This is a genomic window from Chryseobacterium sp. JM1 (genome assembly GCF_000737715.1).
In the GTDB taxonomy this organism is placed as follows: domain Bacteria; phylum Bacteroidota; class Bacteroidia; order Flavobacteriales; family Weeksellaceae; genus Chryseobacterium.
In genome coordinates, this window is record NZ_JPRN01000003.1 from 1 (window position 1) to 14,469 (window position 14,469).

The following is a 14,469-nucleotide window of genomic DNA, read 5'->3' on the forward strand; positions in this document are numbered from 1 at the left end:
CTCTACCAATGAAGTCAGGTTTTAATGTATAGTACATTTTTTCAACTCCACAACCCGGATGTTCCCGCCTTAGTTCATCAGCATCCAGAATCAAAGCTGCAAGTTTTGTATCAAATTTTTCCTGCCTTTTTGCCTGCTGATGTACAGCCTGTTTACTGATGCCAATAGAGCGGTAAAACATATTCATGGAATAGTTTACTTTTTCTTTGTTTGATCTAAACCATTGGATTGTGGAGTGATGGAGTTTTTTTTGATATCAATGTGTAATTCAGTTTTGGCTAAATCTATCATCTTCTCCAAATAATCTATTTTGATCTGCTTTTGCCCTACACTACGTTCTAACTCACGGACACGATCCTCTAGTTCTTTGACTTTTTGTGTACTGCTTATTTTCATTTCAATAACTCTTTGTCCTTGTTCGTTAAAGGTAGAAAATTTATAAATCCATTGATAAATAATGCTGTTACAAATTCCATAAAGTTTTTCCAACTGAGGAACACTGTAGCTGCCTTTTTCAAAGAGAGAAACAATTTCACGTTTAAAATCTGCAGAATAAATCCTGTTCTTTTTAATAAGTCTGATGTTAGCTTTCATAATAAATTGATCTTTTTTTGGTCAACTTATTTCAGGGACGTACAAGCATCTTGGTTCTTGATTCTTGTCTCTTACAGCCCAAAATGCTCTACTTTTTCCATAATATATTAATATAGCCCACCATAAACAGTAAGCAGCCTACCGTAATGCAGCTGTGAATCCAGAATCTTCGTGAAAAGTGATCCTTGATGAAATGATCCCAGGCAGATTTTCCAAAGAAATAAGCTGCTCCCGTAATAAGAAGAGGAATTAAAACATAAAAACTCCCGAATACAACACTGCTCTGAACCTTTTCAAGTTTTGAGGTCAATGCATATTCAGTAATTCCACTTAGGATAATCAGACCAAAGAAAATAAAAATCAAAGCACCGATACCCGTCATCACCTTTAAATCCGTGACAAGTCTGGCCTGATGCGCTTTTTCGTCTACAACGATTTTTACTGTTTCATGAAGTTTTGGAGCATCAGAACTGCCAAAGCCGGTATCAACCCTCATTTTCTGCTGAAGTCCGTTATGATCCTGATACTGGACAATTGGATAAGCAAGCGTTCCTTTGGAAGGTCTGCTTTTTTGAATTTTAAAATCTATAATCTGTGCTTCTGTGACATTGGCGAAGAAATGGTCTTTAGCAGTAGATCCAAGAAATAATACCATCGTTGTGGTAAAAAATACCAGTTTATAAAAGATAAATCCTACGGCTGCAATGAGGATGACTTTGGTAACGCTTTTTATCCGTTTGTCTTTTCTCCACCACTGAAAGGAAAGGAATAAGATGACCAAAACAACGGCAACTGTTAAATAGATAGAATGATATTCCTGAATATGAACTCCGAACATAGTTTGATAAACAATAAGTACTTTATTTACGGATAATTACGAAGTCGTTGCTGCCTTCCGGAAGATAGAGTAATATACGATAATCAGCCGCTCCGGACTTTTGACCTTTCCGGATTAGTGCTCCCCAGCCTTTTATATCTAATGGAGATTTATGGTTAAATTCCATCGTATGATTCTTTCTTTCCAACGTTGCCAACTTACCGCCTGCATATAATTTCAATTCATAATCTTCCAGCGGAATCATCATATTGGTGCAGTATTTTTCAACATTGGTTTTGTTTTCACTAACGGACATGGCCTGCTGCTCAGGAGTGCTGTAATAAAAGACAGCTGTTTCCGCAGCTCTTTTCTTTGTTAAATCCGCCCATGTGTTTCCATTGCCTTTATTCAGTATTTCTCTTACATTTTCATGGAAGCTGACCACTTTCTTTTCCAGTTCTTTTTTATCCATTTTAGATAAATCCTGACCTTTGCTCCAACCTTCTAAATCATAAGGAAGGTCTTTGATTTCAACTTCCCATTCCTGCTCAAAATAAGGGACAGGAGAGTCGGGAGCCTTGATCGACAGCTGGGTATACGTTTTAGGATTTAAAATATCTCCGGTTCCTCTGTCTCTTACATAGCTTCCAAAAGTGAACTGACAGGATTTTATGTCTTCCGGGCTTACTGTTGTATCTCCACGTCTGAATACGGGAAAGATTTGTATTTTGATTTTATATTTTCCGTTCTTTAATGCATACCCGTTCACATCCACCGATGAATTAAGCGGCGTATTTTCTTCTGATATCTTTATGTCGTTGAAATAGATAGCAACCGGTATTGTTGCATTAGCGTTGATGGTATATGTGATTTGTTTTTCTTTTGCGGTCTGCTGTATCATTTCTTCACCTGTTTTATCTGTTGCTTTATTTTTCGGGTCATTACAGTTCATATTCATCAGGAAAACAATGAATAGAAATACTAAGTTTTTCATTTTAATCAAGTTTAAATTCATACGAAAATCCATCATGTAAAAGATACTTTTTTTCCGAAGGATCAGCATCATTATCTTCTGTATTATTATTTAAATTATCACTGTCTGTTTTAACGCTTGCCTTTATGGTGGCATACAGTCCCTGGTATTTGCATTCCAGTACTTTGGTCTCGGCATTTTTAGCGATATTCAGCACGGCATAGGCACTTCCCTGGAATTCAGCTTCCAGAGAGTAGATGTTTCCAAATTTTGCAGTTAAGCTTCCACCACATTCCACACCAAATTTAATTTCCACTGATGGGGTTATATCATTCTCCATAAATCCGTCTACGGTATGATATTTCGTAGCTGTAGCTTCTATTTTAAATGCTCCGGAAACAAACAGATCCAGATAATAATCTATATCAAGCTGGATTTTATATTCATCTCCACCACCAAAAAAGTCAACAATTTTATTCCAGAAATCATCTGAAGATCCCACAGTATCAGCCACTGCTGTAATTCCCTGTATAGCCTGTCCTACATAAGGAATTTTGGTGGCTACAAAAAGAAGATCCAGGCTTCCCTTTATTTCAATAAGCGGATCTGCCTTAAATTTTACTTCATATAAAGTGCCAATTTCGCCCCCTTCTTTCTCACTTGCCACATAGCTCCATTTAACGGCTCCGGCAAAAGCAGGCTGACTGATCTCTACTTTGAACGGAATCTTGCTTACTTTCTTATTTTTACCGCCAAGATACGCATTACGTTGTTTATTTCTTTTTTTTACCTGTTCAGGCCGTTTATTTTTGTTTTCGGCGATGGCTTCATCTGCTTCTTTGTTAAAGGTTAATAAACTGATGGTATTAATAACCCACATCGCACTGTCGATAATATTAAAAACGGGATGTTCGCCGGAAAATGTAATGGCTTCCTGTTTAATGTCGTTGTATCCCCATTCCAGGGCGACTTCAAACTGGCTGTAGCTCAAGCGTCCTTCGCTTACTTCCTGTTTTTTGTTTTTATAGTTTTCATCCCGTGCATCACTTTGTGCTTTTCGGATTTTCTTATTGTTTTTCTTGTTAAAAAAGCCTCCTTTTCCCAGATATTTTCTCTGGGTGTAAGATTTAGTCTGTCCGGTGAAAAAAGGGTTTTCTGCAGCCAGTTTAAAGCCTACCTCATAATAGACAGCAGGATATACTTCCACATTCAGCGGTTTGCTGATGGCGCAGGAATCGAACTGGACCGGATATACCTGTTTTTTGACTTTTTCCAGGCTCATCATATCAATAACTTCTTCACGGGAAGGTTTGGGATAAGCAACGGAGAAACTGATATCATTTCGTCCGATAGCTAAACCTTTGTATTTGACCGGATCTTTTACAGTGACTGCCTTTTTCTCATGCCATTGTTCCGGTTTGTCCTCGAACATACAGTCATCTGTTTTCAGATCGGTAATGGTAATCTTAACAGGCTTTTCTTTTTCGTCAGAAACAATTCTGTAATGGAGCTCGTTTTTATATTTGTCTTTAAGGCGCTGAAACAGCGTGGATTTCTTCGAGTTGTATTCCCCGGTGATTTCAGTGTACTGGCACGGATGAAAGAAAGCTATATCAGTTTCTACCTGACTCAGAATAACAACCTGATTGGAATTGGAATCATTGACCTTTACTTCCTCTACTGCATTTTTATCAATTTTTAAAATACAGTCCTGAAGGATTTTTTTCTTTCCGGGAATGCGGTCATGATAGATAACAGGATAGATTTCCAGATAATCTCCGCCCATAGTTTGCCATAAAGGATCTATAAATACTGCAAATTTTGACTTTTGCACATTAGGTTTTCCTTTGGCATCACCATCGTATTTATTACCATCTTCTTCTACGAGGTACCCTCTTTTAGCAGTAGAAGGAACTGTTTTTTCCTGATGTACGGAGACAGGTCTTTCAAAAAATTCTTTCTGTTTTGAGATGTCTTCTTTTGTTCTTTCTTCGGTCTCGTTATTGAGATATTCTGTCGCAAAAAGTTTATCATCAGCATCAGTAATCCCTAAAGTTACCAGTCTGATGACCTGATCTTTATCTTTGAGCTGAACCTTTATATTGTTTCCGTATAAAGCATCCGTATAAATATTCAGATAAACGGATGAACCGAATTTTAAAGTTTTTGAAATTTTGATGTTGTCTGCGTCGGTCCATTCTCCTGTAATAACTGAAGGTTGCAGACCTTTAGCATTAATAAGAATCCCGTGCGGATATTTCCCCTGAGGCGTTGTCCCTTCCCAAAAGGGTTCAAGATATACTGCGCCGCCGCCTTCCAAAAACTCTCCAAAGGAAAATTTAAAGCTGGATGTACCGGTTGACATAGCTTCATTAAAGCTTTCCGCAGTAAGTTCCGGGCGTCTGTCACCTACAAGCTGATGTACCCAGCGGACAGATTTGTAATCATCCTGAATAGCCTTCAGATCAGTCTCATATTGCTTATTGATCCCTTCAACGTTCTTATTGTGTGCACTACCGAGCTCAGCATATTTCTTCTTCCGTGCTGCTATTCCTTCTTCACGTTTTTTAAAGTTGGCATCATAGGTTTCTTTTTTTGTCTTACCGGCTTTGTAATCATTATAATTCTTAACAAGGAAATCATAGCTCTGCTGTTCCTCTTTTTCTAAGGAATCACTCTTTTTCGTATACTCTTTATTCTCTTTTTCCAGATCTTTTTTTTGCTTCTGGTCCAATACGTCTTTCCGGTCTTTGAATTCTTTGATGTAAATATTGAAGCTTTCAGCTTGTTTCAATTCCAGCCAGCCAATATCTTTGTGAAAAGTCTGTCCGGGTTTGGATTCAACATATATATGTAATGGGCTCTTCTTATCCATAGGACTTTATTTATTGATTGATAGGAATGTATTTTTTGGCACCGCCTTTTATATTCACAAAGGGGAGGAGCTCTGCTAAAACTTCGTCATCTGCATTCTTCACATTTTGTGCAGAAGCTTCGGCTGTCTGTCCGTGATTGATGATCTTGATACAGTCAGGTCCACCAATAGGACATGTTGCTTTGCTGTCTTCCAGTAAGGCTTTTCCACTGTTGTCCTGCAGTGTTATTTTATCATAGAAACCGCTCCATTGGGTCACCACGACCTGACAGGGATTATTATTCATTTTCGCACAGCTTCCGAAAGTATTTTTCTCGAAAGTTTTACCGATATCCATATGGGTAGCCATCAGTTTTTTGCTGCCGGCATTATCATTGATGTAGCGTTTACTTTGTGTCTTTACCTTAAGTTTATCCGGAGCTGTTCCGAAGTTACACATACAGGTAGCACCTTGACAGACTAAATGTTTTCCGCTCATTGTGTGTTCTTTTAGTGTTTTTTAAATTGACTGAGAATTTTTCTGCTCATAGGCTTGAAATTCAATAATATACTCTTCCCCTTTTTCAAAAGTGGAGAGAGTGCCGTTGACTGAAAATATTTCTCTGGTTTCCCTTTCAAATTTATACAGGAGATCGATTCTGCCTTTGGATGTGTTTTTATTGAACCCATCTTCTTCTTCAGTTCCTGTTATTTTGAGGGCTATTTTATTTCCTCTTGTATATTCTTTGTTTAATGAATATTCAATATTATATCCGGCATTCCGGGACAGACCTGAAAAATAGATCTGTAAAAAATCTTTTCTGAAAAAATGCGGATATCCTTTATAGACAGGGAGAAAGAAGAGTTTATAAAAAATATTTCTGCTAAACAGATCTTTCTTTAAGTCGATATCAGTATACGCCTGATCTAATTGTCCGAGTATGCGGTCCGTAGTTTCCGACTGATAATACTCTTTCAGCTCCGGAAGGCATTTAGTTTTCCAGCGTTGGGCAATATCTTCTTTATTCAGGAGCTTTTGAATGGAGCCATTACTGTTAGTAGCAATTTGCAGCGGATATAAAACCTGTTCTGCCTTTTCAAAAAGCTGTTCTATTATTTTATCGATTCCCTGATTGTTGACGTAAGTTTTTTCCTTATTCAGTTCGATATAGGAAGGAGTTCTCCTGACGTTGATTTTATAATGAATCTGCAGATTTTTAGGAAGGAATTTGATGATCACACCATAGTCTTTCTTACCGGATCCTGTTGGGATTTCCAATACTGTATTTTTCAACAGTCTGCTGTCCCTGATTTTGAATTTGTCTGAGGGAATATAAATGTATTCCACATACTTAGGCAGTGAAACATTCAATAGCTCTGAAATACTGCAATGCCTGTTATGAAAACCGACCAGTTCTTCTGCCGTCATACCATATTCATCACAGAGGGCTTCCAGATTAAGGATGCCTTCTGTTTTTAATTTGATGTATTCTTTTGTGGCAGAATCTTTCATGTTTAGTACGGTTCCCAAATTAAATTACTTTTTATACTTTCAAAAAGTACATCAATCCCAAACTTAGCCACTGCAAACCGATATAGATGTAAAAAATCATAGCAGAAGGCTCGGCCAGTTCGTGAAGTTTTTCAATCAGCTTGGTTTTAATGATATCATAAAAATTGGCATTTCCATTTTTCAAATCCAATTCGTCAAAACTCAGTTTTTTCAAACCATAACTTAAAATCCGTTTTAAAATCTTATTCTCCGAGCTATTTTTAAACTCATTCATCAGCTTGATTTTCATCAGTGCATAATCTGCGCTGGTTCTGACAACCGCCGGCTGTCCGCTTCTGAATTTGCTTAATATCTTATCGATAGCAGGAATCAAAAGTGTCTCCGAATGGTCCTTTACCAACCTGCTTATGATATTGGCCATGGCATATTTCGTAGAAAAAATACCTATCACAAACGGAGCTGCTATCATCAGTAAAAGAAAAATAGAACCCGAAACAGGCTTCACGGTCACGGCAGCCACGATGAACAGATAAGCACCACTATGTCCTAATGAACTTCCAAAACTGTTGGACAAAATATAAAGTCCCAGTATAAGCGTAATCACCGTTGAAAGAATTCCTATTCCATAAATTTTTAATAAGCTGAGGATAAAAACTGCGGACAGCTTTGAAAAATATTTTATTTGATTGGTGATTTTGTTCATTCTTATGTTTTAAAAACTAATTACTTGCTGCTCTTTTTTCTTTCCTCAAATGAAGCTTCTGTTACTTTTCGGCTATCAAAATCTGATTTGGATTCATAGCCTATTTTAAGATATTCCAACTTCTTTGTCGCTGTGTAGGTTAGCTCATAATATTGTAGTCTTCCATCTTTACATTCTGCTCCCGGTGCGCGGTAATCACCACCGAAAGTTTCAGTGGTTGTTCCTGAATCATTTACCCCATCGATATCATCATCCACATATCCGAATTTACCGGAATAGGGAAGGTCTGCACGGTAGGAATTGATTTCCTCCACCTTCATTCCTGCCTGTACCGGGAAGCCATTAAGGTCTACTGCACCCTGATAAACTTTGAAAGGGTAGATGTAACTTTCCTTTAGCAGTTTTTGAAATGTTTCTTTAATTGTTTTTTGAGAAAGGTCATCAGAATATACAGGTGACTTCAGCATATCTTCCGTGGATTTTTTTTCTTTTTCAATATATTCTTTTGGATGAGGAACCCATCCTCTGGCATGATTGAGCATCTGTTCTTTTGCTTCAGGGCTATCCAGGTTCAGAAAGAAAATGTAAACCCAGGCTACAGTACCGTCTCCGTTCTCAAAATTGTCAACTGCAATGCCCAGTTTATCCCATACATAAGTTCCCTTATCTTTTTCCATATAAGCCATAAACGTTCGGTCCGGTTTTCCCAATACCTTTATCCAGTCTTCAACAGGAGTTCCTAATTGTAATTCACTTCCTTTATAAGACATACCACAAGAATCTACTTTTACAAGAGCTTGGGATACATCAACAGATTCTTTTTTCATATTTTGACATTGAAAATTTAATATTGTAAATAACAATAGTGAAAAGATGGTCTTTATTTTATTTTTCATTTCTATTTATTACTCTTTATTATTTAGTTTTCTTATCGAAAAACTCCATAATTTCTTTTATTTTCTTAACACTTTTATCACTTATTTCCTGAACTTCATGTTCTGCATGTTCATATATGGTGGCATATTTTAGCTTGTCAATATCGGCTTTTTTCTGGCCTTTGACCCAACTATTGATTATAATATCACTCCACCTGGCGTTTGGAGAAGAGGGATGTACAAAATATTTGCTGGCTACATAATCTGCTAAAGCAGTTCCGCTTATTCCATTTTTATATTGTGTTCCCACATCCTGTACTGCTATTTTTGCCAATTCGGCACTGATCTTATTCAGAGGATGGCTATAGCTGTCTTTTGCCAGTTGGGAGTGGGACGGGCAGTCTCCATAATTGGTATTCAGATGAGATTGGGCTTCCGGAATAATTTCATCAAAAGAACCCAATACGAGATTGAAAACAAGTTTTGGAAAAAAGGCCATAATCTTACCCGTGTATCCCATGCCTTTCTGAAGGGTTTCAGCTGATTTTGAGCCTAATTTCTCAAAAAAATCTCTGGACATCCATTCCTGCTTATCTGTTTTCTGATATTCTTTGGCCAGAAAATCCTGAAAAGTAAGGAATTGATTGAACCACGACAACCATGTTGCATATTCTATTCCTAAATAATTTGAGCTCTTCTGCGCCTTATCAGATTTTTGTGCTTTTGAAAGATCTTCAAGCACACTAATGATAAATTTCTCAGCCAGAGATCTCTGCCCCGGAATCCGTCTTTTGTATTCTTTAATTGTAGGGTCAAATAATAAATCACCCATTTTGGGACCTACACTCGCCATTGTATCATCGGTCAGGAATCTGCCACTTACCACCGGAATCTGGGTCGGTTGTTTTCCTTTGTAATAAGACACCCACGGATAAGCATCCACTCCAAGTCTTCTCAATGATACTTCTACAAAATTGGTATGGGAGAAGTAGTCTTCCAAAACGTGCAGAGCGGCTCCCAAATGCCTCAACCCCTGTGAAGATCCTCTTTTAGATACGGCAAGAACCAGCTGTTGCTTCATATAAGTAACCGAAGAAGGACGGTCTCCCGGAAAATCTTTCCAAAAGAAATAAGACATATTTTTAGCAGGATCTATTTTCCACGATTGATGGTTATCTCCCGAATAAAGCTTTTTTACACTGTTTGTTCCCTCGTAGGTGTAGGAGATCATATTCCCTTTGTCATCTTTAGCATCAGATTCATCTTGCAGTCCATAGGGGTTGTCAATATGTTCTTCCGGGCGGTAGAGCCCAAGAATATCTTTGTTAAGCGCACCATACTCAGTATTAAATTTTGCTTCCAGTGTTGTATAGTCATCTGCCGGGTTCTTTCCTCCTTCTTTTAAGGGATCAAAAGTAAATTCTTTAATCGCCAGAATCTTAATCAACTGCACCCAGCCCTCATGGGATAGCTGCATAGGAGTCAATTCTTTAATAACTTTGTTTTTCTGCGCTTTGATGGCTGCATTGGTTCCTCTCACCGTAATTTTTACAATAACCTGCGAGAAATCCCTGAGCCAGTTTCCATAATAAATTTTACGAACATCCTGCTCCGAGTAGATTCTGGACTGCGGATTGGCTAAAGCTTCAAACTCAATATCACCATGAGCGAAAGCTGCATTCTTATTGTGTTTACGGTTTCTTCCTGCTCCGTAATTTGAGATATCGTCTGTAGGATCTTCATCATACTGCCGGTCTTCTCCCACATATTCTGTTACTTTGGAGTGCAGGGTGGAAAAATCAATGATAAGATCACCTTTAAAAGTTGGAAGTTCTGCTTTGGCAAAATTCAGCTGAGATTCATGGAAAATATCAAACCGGAACAGAGAATAGGCAAATTTAGCGCCTTCATCAATTACATCTGTATCAGGAATTCCATTGGACGCTAATTCGGTTCGGAGAAGATTATCAATGTGATGGCCATATTCTTCAACCAGGGCTGCCATCAGTTCTGCTCTCTTGTCGTTGTCTTTTGCGGCTTCTTCAACAAACTTTTGATTAACAATAATTTTTTTTCTTTTGTTGCTGTAGCCGGCAGGGCCGCCTCTTCTTCCTACCAAACCTTTGGAAACAATAATTTCCGGAGCTTTGATTTTGTTATCGCTTAAATCTCTGTAAAGTTTGCTTAATGCTTCTGCTTCGATTTCGTAGCCAAAGATCTGGGTCATAAAAAGCATGAAAGTGATCTCCCCAAGTTCCTTGGCAAGACTCATCAGCTGATCATGGGCATAGGTGCTTTCAAGTTTATATTCACTTTCCTGAACATCCATGGGAGGCGGAACGAATTTTTCCGGTTCTCCGTAAATAACGCCGCCTTCTTTTCCTATCTGTATAACTTTGCTGCCTGAGTTTTCAATCTCATCCTTGGAATATCTTTTATAATTTCCTCCAACAACTTTGGTGATATTCCCTTTTACAATCCTTGTTCTGCTCATAGTGTAATGATTTAATAATTATTACTTTTCTCTGAGCTGTTATTCTTCACTATTTTATCGGAATGCTGTTCGTTGGTTCCGGCACTCTGCGTTACAATTTTCCCTTCACTTACTTCATTTCTTTCTTTCTTCGTTTCACTGTGCACATCTCCATCTATAATTTCCGTCAGTTTTCCGGTGATCATCATACTTGCATCCCCAATTACAGAGGTTATTTTCATAGCACCCACACTTTGGGTGTCATTCATCGTCACGGATTCTGATTTGTTCATACCGACTATATTGCTTTGGTCGGCGCCTACAGTGGTACTCATATTCTGACCTACACTGATCATCAGATTTTCTCCGGCGATGAAAGTCATATTTTTCGGTGCAGTTACCGTAATATTGCCTTTGCCATCCATAAGATAGGAATTGCCGCTTGGATCCTCGATAAAGATGCTGCCTTCCGTATCATTGAAGATCACTTTATTTCCGCTCCGGGTCTGAATAGATTTAACATGATTGTCGATCCCGCCGCCTAAGCCTACTTTACCATGAAACATTCCTCCCATAGCGAAAGGAAAATCAGGGTGGTGGTATTCAAAACCTACCATAACCTGGTCACCCACTTCGGGAACAGCTACAAATCCTCTGTTTTGAGTAATTTGATCTGTACCTCCGGCATCGGGACTCATCATTCGGATGAAATGGGTGGTATTATTTTGCTGCCAATCAAACTGTACCTGTATACGCCCCTGATTCAGCGGGTCTGTATTTGAAATTACGGTTGCAATCTGAGGTTCGGCATTTGGTATTTTAAATTCATGACGAGGCATAAAACCTGTTCCTTCCGCTATAGCTTCAAATGAACCTGTGTAATAACCTCTTGCATCCACTTCATGAATCGTTTCTGTGATCATTAATTTGGTGAAGTGTGAAGTCTCGTTGGTATCCGGCTTTCTCATTTGAATATCCGCAGTACATCCCGGGTATAAAAAGGGAACCGTAGTATCACCGGAAACGGTAAATACTTCTACAGCGGCATTGCCGGCTGCACCTTTCTGAGACTGGTCTACGTCAATAGAAATGTTGGCATTGATAGGAACGGGAGTTAAAGACTGGCTGGTAAAGATACCGTCGTTTAACTGGTAAGCTTTCGAAGCAAGTTCGCCGAGATGCTTGACACTTGCTGAAGTACTTAACATCTTAGCGTGGCTGCTGCTGTCATATCCGAAAAACTGAGGCTTGGTGTGTACTGCATTCATCTCAACCTGTACGTTCGTTACATTACTTCCGTAAACGAGAGGTATAGGTTGCTCAGCGGGAGGTAAGCTTCCAAAATGGAGAACATATCCATCGTAATAGAACTGTTCTCCATAGGATTCAGCTATTCGTGCCAGATAGTTATAATGGGTTTCATTATACTGGGCGCTGTAGTTGATATAGCTTTTATTCTGGCTGTTTACTTTAAAATCAAATTTGCCGGAACCCAGTGTTTCTTTGATGACACGTTCAGCAATAATCCCCGTATTAACAGACTGGCTTCCCCCAAAACTCTGTGTATGGGGTGCAGCATCCATTAAGATGGTAGGACTTTTACCTTTTAAAATAATATTTCCAAGGCTCATTTTGTCCTGGCTGAAAGCTACTGTTGTAATAAGGCCTACAAAGCTTCGTTCCGGACTTTCATTTTCCGAATCTTTATACCTGAATGTTACGGTCAGACGCTGGCCTAAGAATTTTTGACTATCTAAAAGGTTGTGATTCTGAGCTTTGCCTAAAGAATCATGAGCCAGAGTCAGTTCAAATTCATGGTGTTTTTTTGCACTCTGCTGTAACCGGAAGTGCTTAAAATGCTTGATGATCTGGCCTTCTATCACAATATCCAAACGTACGACACGGTTGATGCCTGAAATATCGTTTTCTGAAATCTTCTCAGAGTTTGAAGTACTTTTTTTCATTGGTGTTATTTCAATAAATATAGAAATATTACAACCTCTGAGAAAATATTTGGGTATAAATTTGAAAAATTGTAGTAAAACTACGATGCTTTATTTAGGATTTGATATTTACAGACTCACTAATTACTGCTTAACAACAATCGCATCCTGACGTACCACTTCACGGTCATTTTCGTCACTTACAACCAAAGTATAAGGTGCTTTGGAAGGTGAATCGGTAAGATAATTCCTCCAGACCTGATAACTGTAACCTTCATTCACAAAGCTGAAATAGTAATTTCCTCCTGAACCGTCAGGAATCAATTCTCCGTCGCTGATGATCATACTTGGCTTTGACGTGATTTTGGCATTTGCTGCCCATGACTGGTAAAGGTATTTTCCGTTGGGTTGTTTATCAATTCTGATCTTGAACTTTTTCGTTTTGATGATCACTGTTTTGGGTACTTTCTGGAAAGGCTTTACCTCATTGGAAAGATGAACAGGTTGAGTGGTTATCGCTGGTTTTTCTGCTGCATAAGCTAAAGAAAACTGAGTAATGCAGAAGGCTCCTAATAAAATCGGTTTGATCATTGGATGGTGGGTTATTGGTTAAGTTTAAAACCCATCAAATATGAAGCCATTTGATGCTGAGTTCGTGGTTATAACCAGCAGCCCACTTTGGTTATCGTAAGATGGTTTCATTGATCCATGTATTCAGTTCCATGGTGTTTCTTAGGGTTTTCAGAAACCATGTATTGGCTTTGTAGTCTTCGATGTACTGAGGGAAATAGACGTTGAGGCCTTTTCTGAAATTAAAAAAGCTGAGGTGTATATTTTCTGCTAAAGACTCAAGACGTTGGTAAAGCCATATCTTATCCTCCGGCAGACCGGATGTATGATGCCTGATCAGCACTTCAATGACAGGGATGTCAATTCTTTCCGACTCTCTCAATATTTTATCCAGAGCATTGGTTAACACTTCATCGTTAAGGAAATTGATATGCTGCAGATTTTCATCATTGTTCTGAAAAAGATGTTCAAATTCATTGTCCTGAAGCAAATCGTGTGCACCATGCATGATTTCCGAGACAGAGCTGTAGTCATTATTATCTTTTACAATAAAAACAGCCGGGATGTCCATTTTCAGACGGGTATAAGCTTCAATTTTATGATGGCCGTCCAGTACAAAAGCACAGCTCAGCATCGGATCCAGATGATAGAGGCTGTAAAATATAACCGGTTTCGGGCGGCCTCCTTTTCTGATCAGATCGATGTAGTATTCCGTTCTTTCAGGATCAATGCTTTTACTTTCCAGAGTATACAGATAGTTAAAATCATCAAAAGGGTAGAACCAGCCAGAAAATTTTCGGTCATTGGTATTCTCATCAGCAGCTGAAGTTCTGCTCATATAAAAATTGGAATTGTCAGCTGGAATTTTACCCAGATTGACCTGATAGGTACCATTTTCAAAAAGTTTAAGAAAATCTTCAATACCCGTCATGATTTCAGCTTCTGTTCCATCAACAAGTGCCTGATTAAGACCATCAGCAAAGGTTATCTTTTCCTTTTCAGAAAGTTCAGACACCGCATAGTATTCACCCACACTTCCACGGGAGTCCGGCCAGTTGACGGCCACAGGACGTCGTATGATTAAGCAGCTGGCAAAGCCATCGTACAGAGCCTTGATAATGCCCTGTCCGTGAGTGATGAGTATTTCCATGGAA

Annotated in this window: 13 protein-coding genes; all 13 read right to left on the bottom strand. The window is 38.6% G+C overall.

Annotated elements, in window-relative coordinates:
• Positions 1-187: hypothetical protein (locus IW22_RS05230; RefSeq protein ID WP_034724776.1), on the bottom strand; the 187-nt coding region annotated here is incomplete at its 3' end.
• An 8-nt stretch (positions 188-195) separates the two neighbouring features.
• The gene (locus tag IW22_RS05235; protein WP_034724779.1) at positions 196-594 is read right to left on the bottom strand and encodes a transposase; all 399 of its coding nucleotides are present in this window, start codon (positions 592-594) and stop codon (positions 196-198) included.
• 88 nt (positions 595-682) lie between these two features.
• Entirely contained in the window at positions 683-1,432 is a 750-nt protein-coding gene (locus tag IW22_RS05240; RefSeq protein ID WP_034724780.1) for a DUF3592 domain-containing protein, read from the bottom strand.
• Positions 1,433-1,454: 22 nt separating this feature from the next.
• A complete protein-coding gene (locus tag IW22_RS05245; RefSeq protein ID WP_228383998.1) occupies positions 1,455-2,405 on the bottom strand; it encodes a hypothetical protein in 951 nt (316 codons plus the stop codon).
• 1 nt (position 2,406) lies between these two features.
• On the bottom strand, positions 2,407-5,259 hold the full coding sequence (locus IW22_RS05250) for a hypothetical protein (protein ID WP_034724781.1): 2,853 nt from the start codon (positions 5,257-5,259) through the stop codon (positions 2,407-2,409).
• A gap of 10 nt (positions 5,260-5,269) precedes the next feature.
• On the bottom strand, positions 5,270-5,737 hold the full coding sequence (locus IW22_RS05255) for a DUF4280 domain-containing protein (protein ID WP_034724782.1): 468 nt from the start codon (positions 5,735-5,737) through the stop codon (positions 5,270-5,272).
• A gap of 21 nt (positions 5,738-5,758) precedes the next feature.
• On the bottom strand, positions 5,759-6,769 hold the full coding sequence (locus IW22_RS05260) for a hypothetical protein (RefSeq protein WP_228383999.1): 1,011 nt from the start codon (positions 6,767-6,769) through the stop codon (positions 5,759-5,761).
• A 13-nt stretch (positions 6,770-6,782) separates the two neighbouring features.
• Complete coding sequence (locus IW22_RS05265) at positions 6,783-7,454, bottom strand: hypothetical protein (protein ID WP_034724786.1); 672 nt, start codon at positions 7,452-7,454, stop codon at positions 6,783-6,785.
• Between the two features lie 20 nt (positions 7,455-7,474).
• The gene (locus IW22_RS05270; protein WP_034724787.1) at positions 7,475-8,281 is read right to left on the bottom strand and encodes a hypothetical protein; all 807 of its coding nucleotides are present in this window, start codon (positions 8,279-8,281) and stop codon (positions 7,475-7,477) included.
• An 88-nt stretch (positions 8,282-8,369) separates the two neighbouring features.
• Positions 8,370-10,823 carry an HET-C-related protein gene (locus tag IW22_RS05275; protein ID WP_034724789.1) on the bottom strand — a complete coding sequence of 818 codons (2,454 nt, stop codon included), beginning with the start codon at positions 10,821-10,823 and terminating at the stop codon, positions 8,370-8,372.
• Between the two features lie 11 nt (positions 10,824-10,834).
• Entirely contained in the window at positions 10,835-12,766 is a 1,932-nt protein-coding gene (locus tag IW22_RS05280) for a type VI secretion system Vgr family protein (protein ID WP_051891090.1), read from the bottom strand.
• A gap of 123 nt (positions 12,767-12,889) precedes the next feature.
• On the bottom strand, positions 12,890-13,336 hold the full coding sequence (locus IW22_RS23540) for a hypothetical protein (RefSeq protein ID WP_051891092.1): 447 nt from the start codon (positions 13,334-13,336) through the stop codon (positions 12,890-12,892).
• A gap of 91 nt (positions 13,337-13,427) precedes the next feature.
• Positions 13,428-14,465 carry a hypothetical protein gene (locus tag IW22_RS05290; RefSeq protein ID WP_034724793.1) on the bottom strand — a complete coding sequence of 346 codons (1,038 nt, stop codon included), beginning with the start codon at positions 14,463-14,465 and terminating at the stop codon, positions 13,428-13,430.
• Positions 14,466-14,469 lie beyond the last annotated feature (4 nt).

Bases quoted from the DNA above. Each gene is read 5' to 3' on its own strand.
- IW22_RS05235 (WP_034724779.1), bottom strand. From the start codon at position 594: ATGAAAGCTAACATCAGACTTATTAAAAAGAACAGGATTTATTCTGCA.
- IW22_RS05290 (WP_034724793.1), bottom strand. From the start codon at position 14,465: ATGGAAATACTCATCACTCACGGACAGGGCATTATCAAGGCTCTGTAC.
- IW22_RS05250 (WP_034724781.1), bottom strand. From the start codon at position 5,259: ATGGATAAGAAGAGCCCATTACATATATATGTTGAATCCAAACCCGGA.
- IW22_RS05255 (WP_034724782.1), bottom strand. From the start codon at position 5,737: ATGAGCGGAAAACATTTAGTCTGTCAAGGTGCTACCTGTATGTGTAAC.
- IW22_RS05280 (WP_051891090.1), bottom strand. From the start codon at position 12,766: ATGAAAAAAAGTACTTCAAACTCTGAGAAGATTTCAGAAAACGATATT.
- IW22_RS23540 (WP_051891092.1), bottom strand. From the start codon at position 13,336: ATGATCAAACCGATTTTATTAGGAGCCTTCTGCATTACTCAGTTTTCT.
- IW22_RS05245 (WP_228383998.1), bottom strand. From the start codon at position 2,405: ATGAAAAACTTAGTATTTCTATTCATTGTTTTCCTGATGAATATGAAC.
- IW22_RS05270 (WP_034724787.1), bottom strand. From the start codon at position 8,281: ATGAAAAAAGAATCTGTTGATGTATCCCAAGCTCTTGTAAAAGTAGAT.
- IW22_RS05275 (WP_034724789.1), bottom strand. From the start codon at position 10,823: ATGAGCAGAACAAGGATTGTAAAAGGGAATATCACCAAAGTTGTTGGA.
- IW22_RS05240 (WP_034724780.1), bottom strand. From the start codon at position 1,432: ATGTTCGGAGTTCATATTCAGGAATATCATTCTATCTATTTAACAGTT.
- IW22_RS05265 (WP_034724786.1), bottom strand. From the start codon at position 7,454: ATGAACAAAATCACCAATCAAATAAAATATTTTTCAAAGCTGTCCGCA.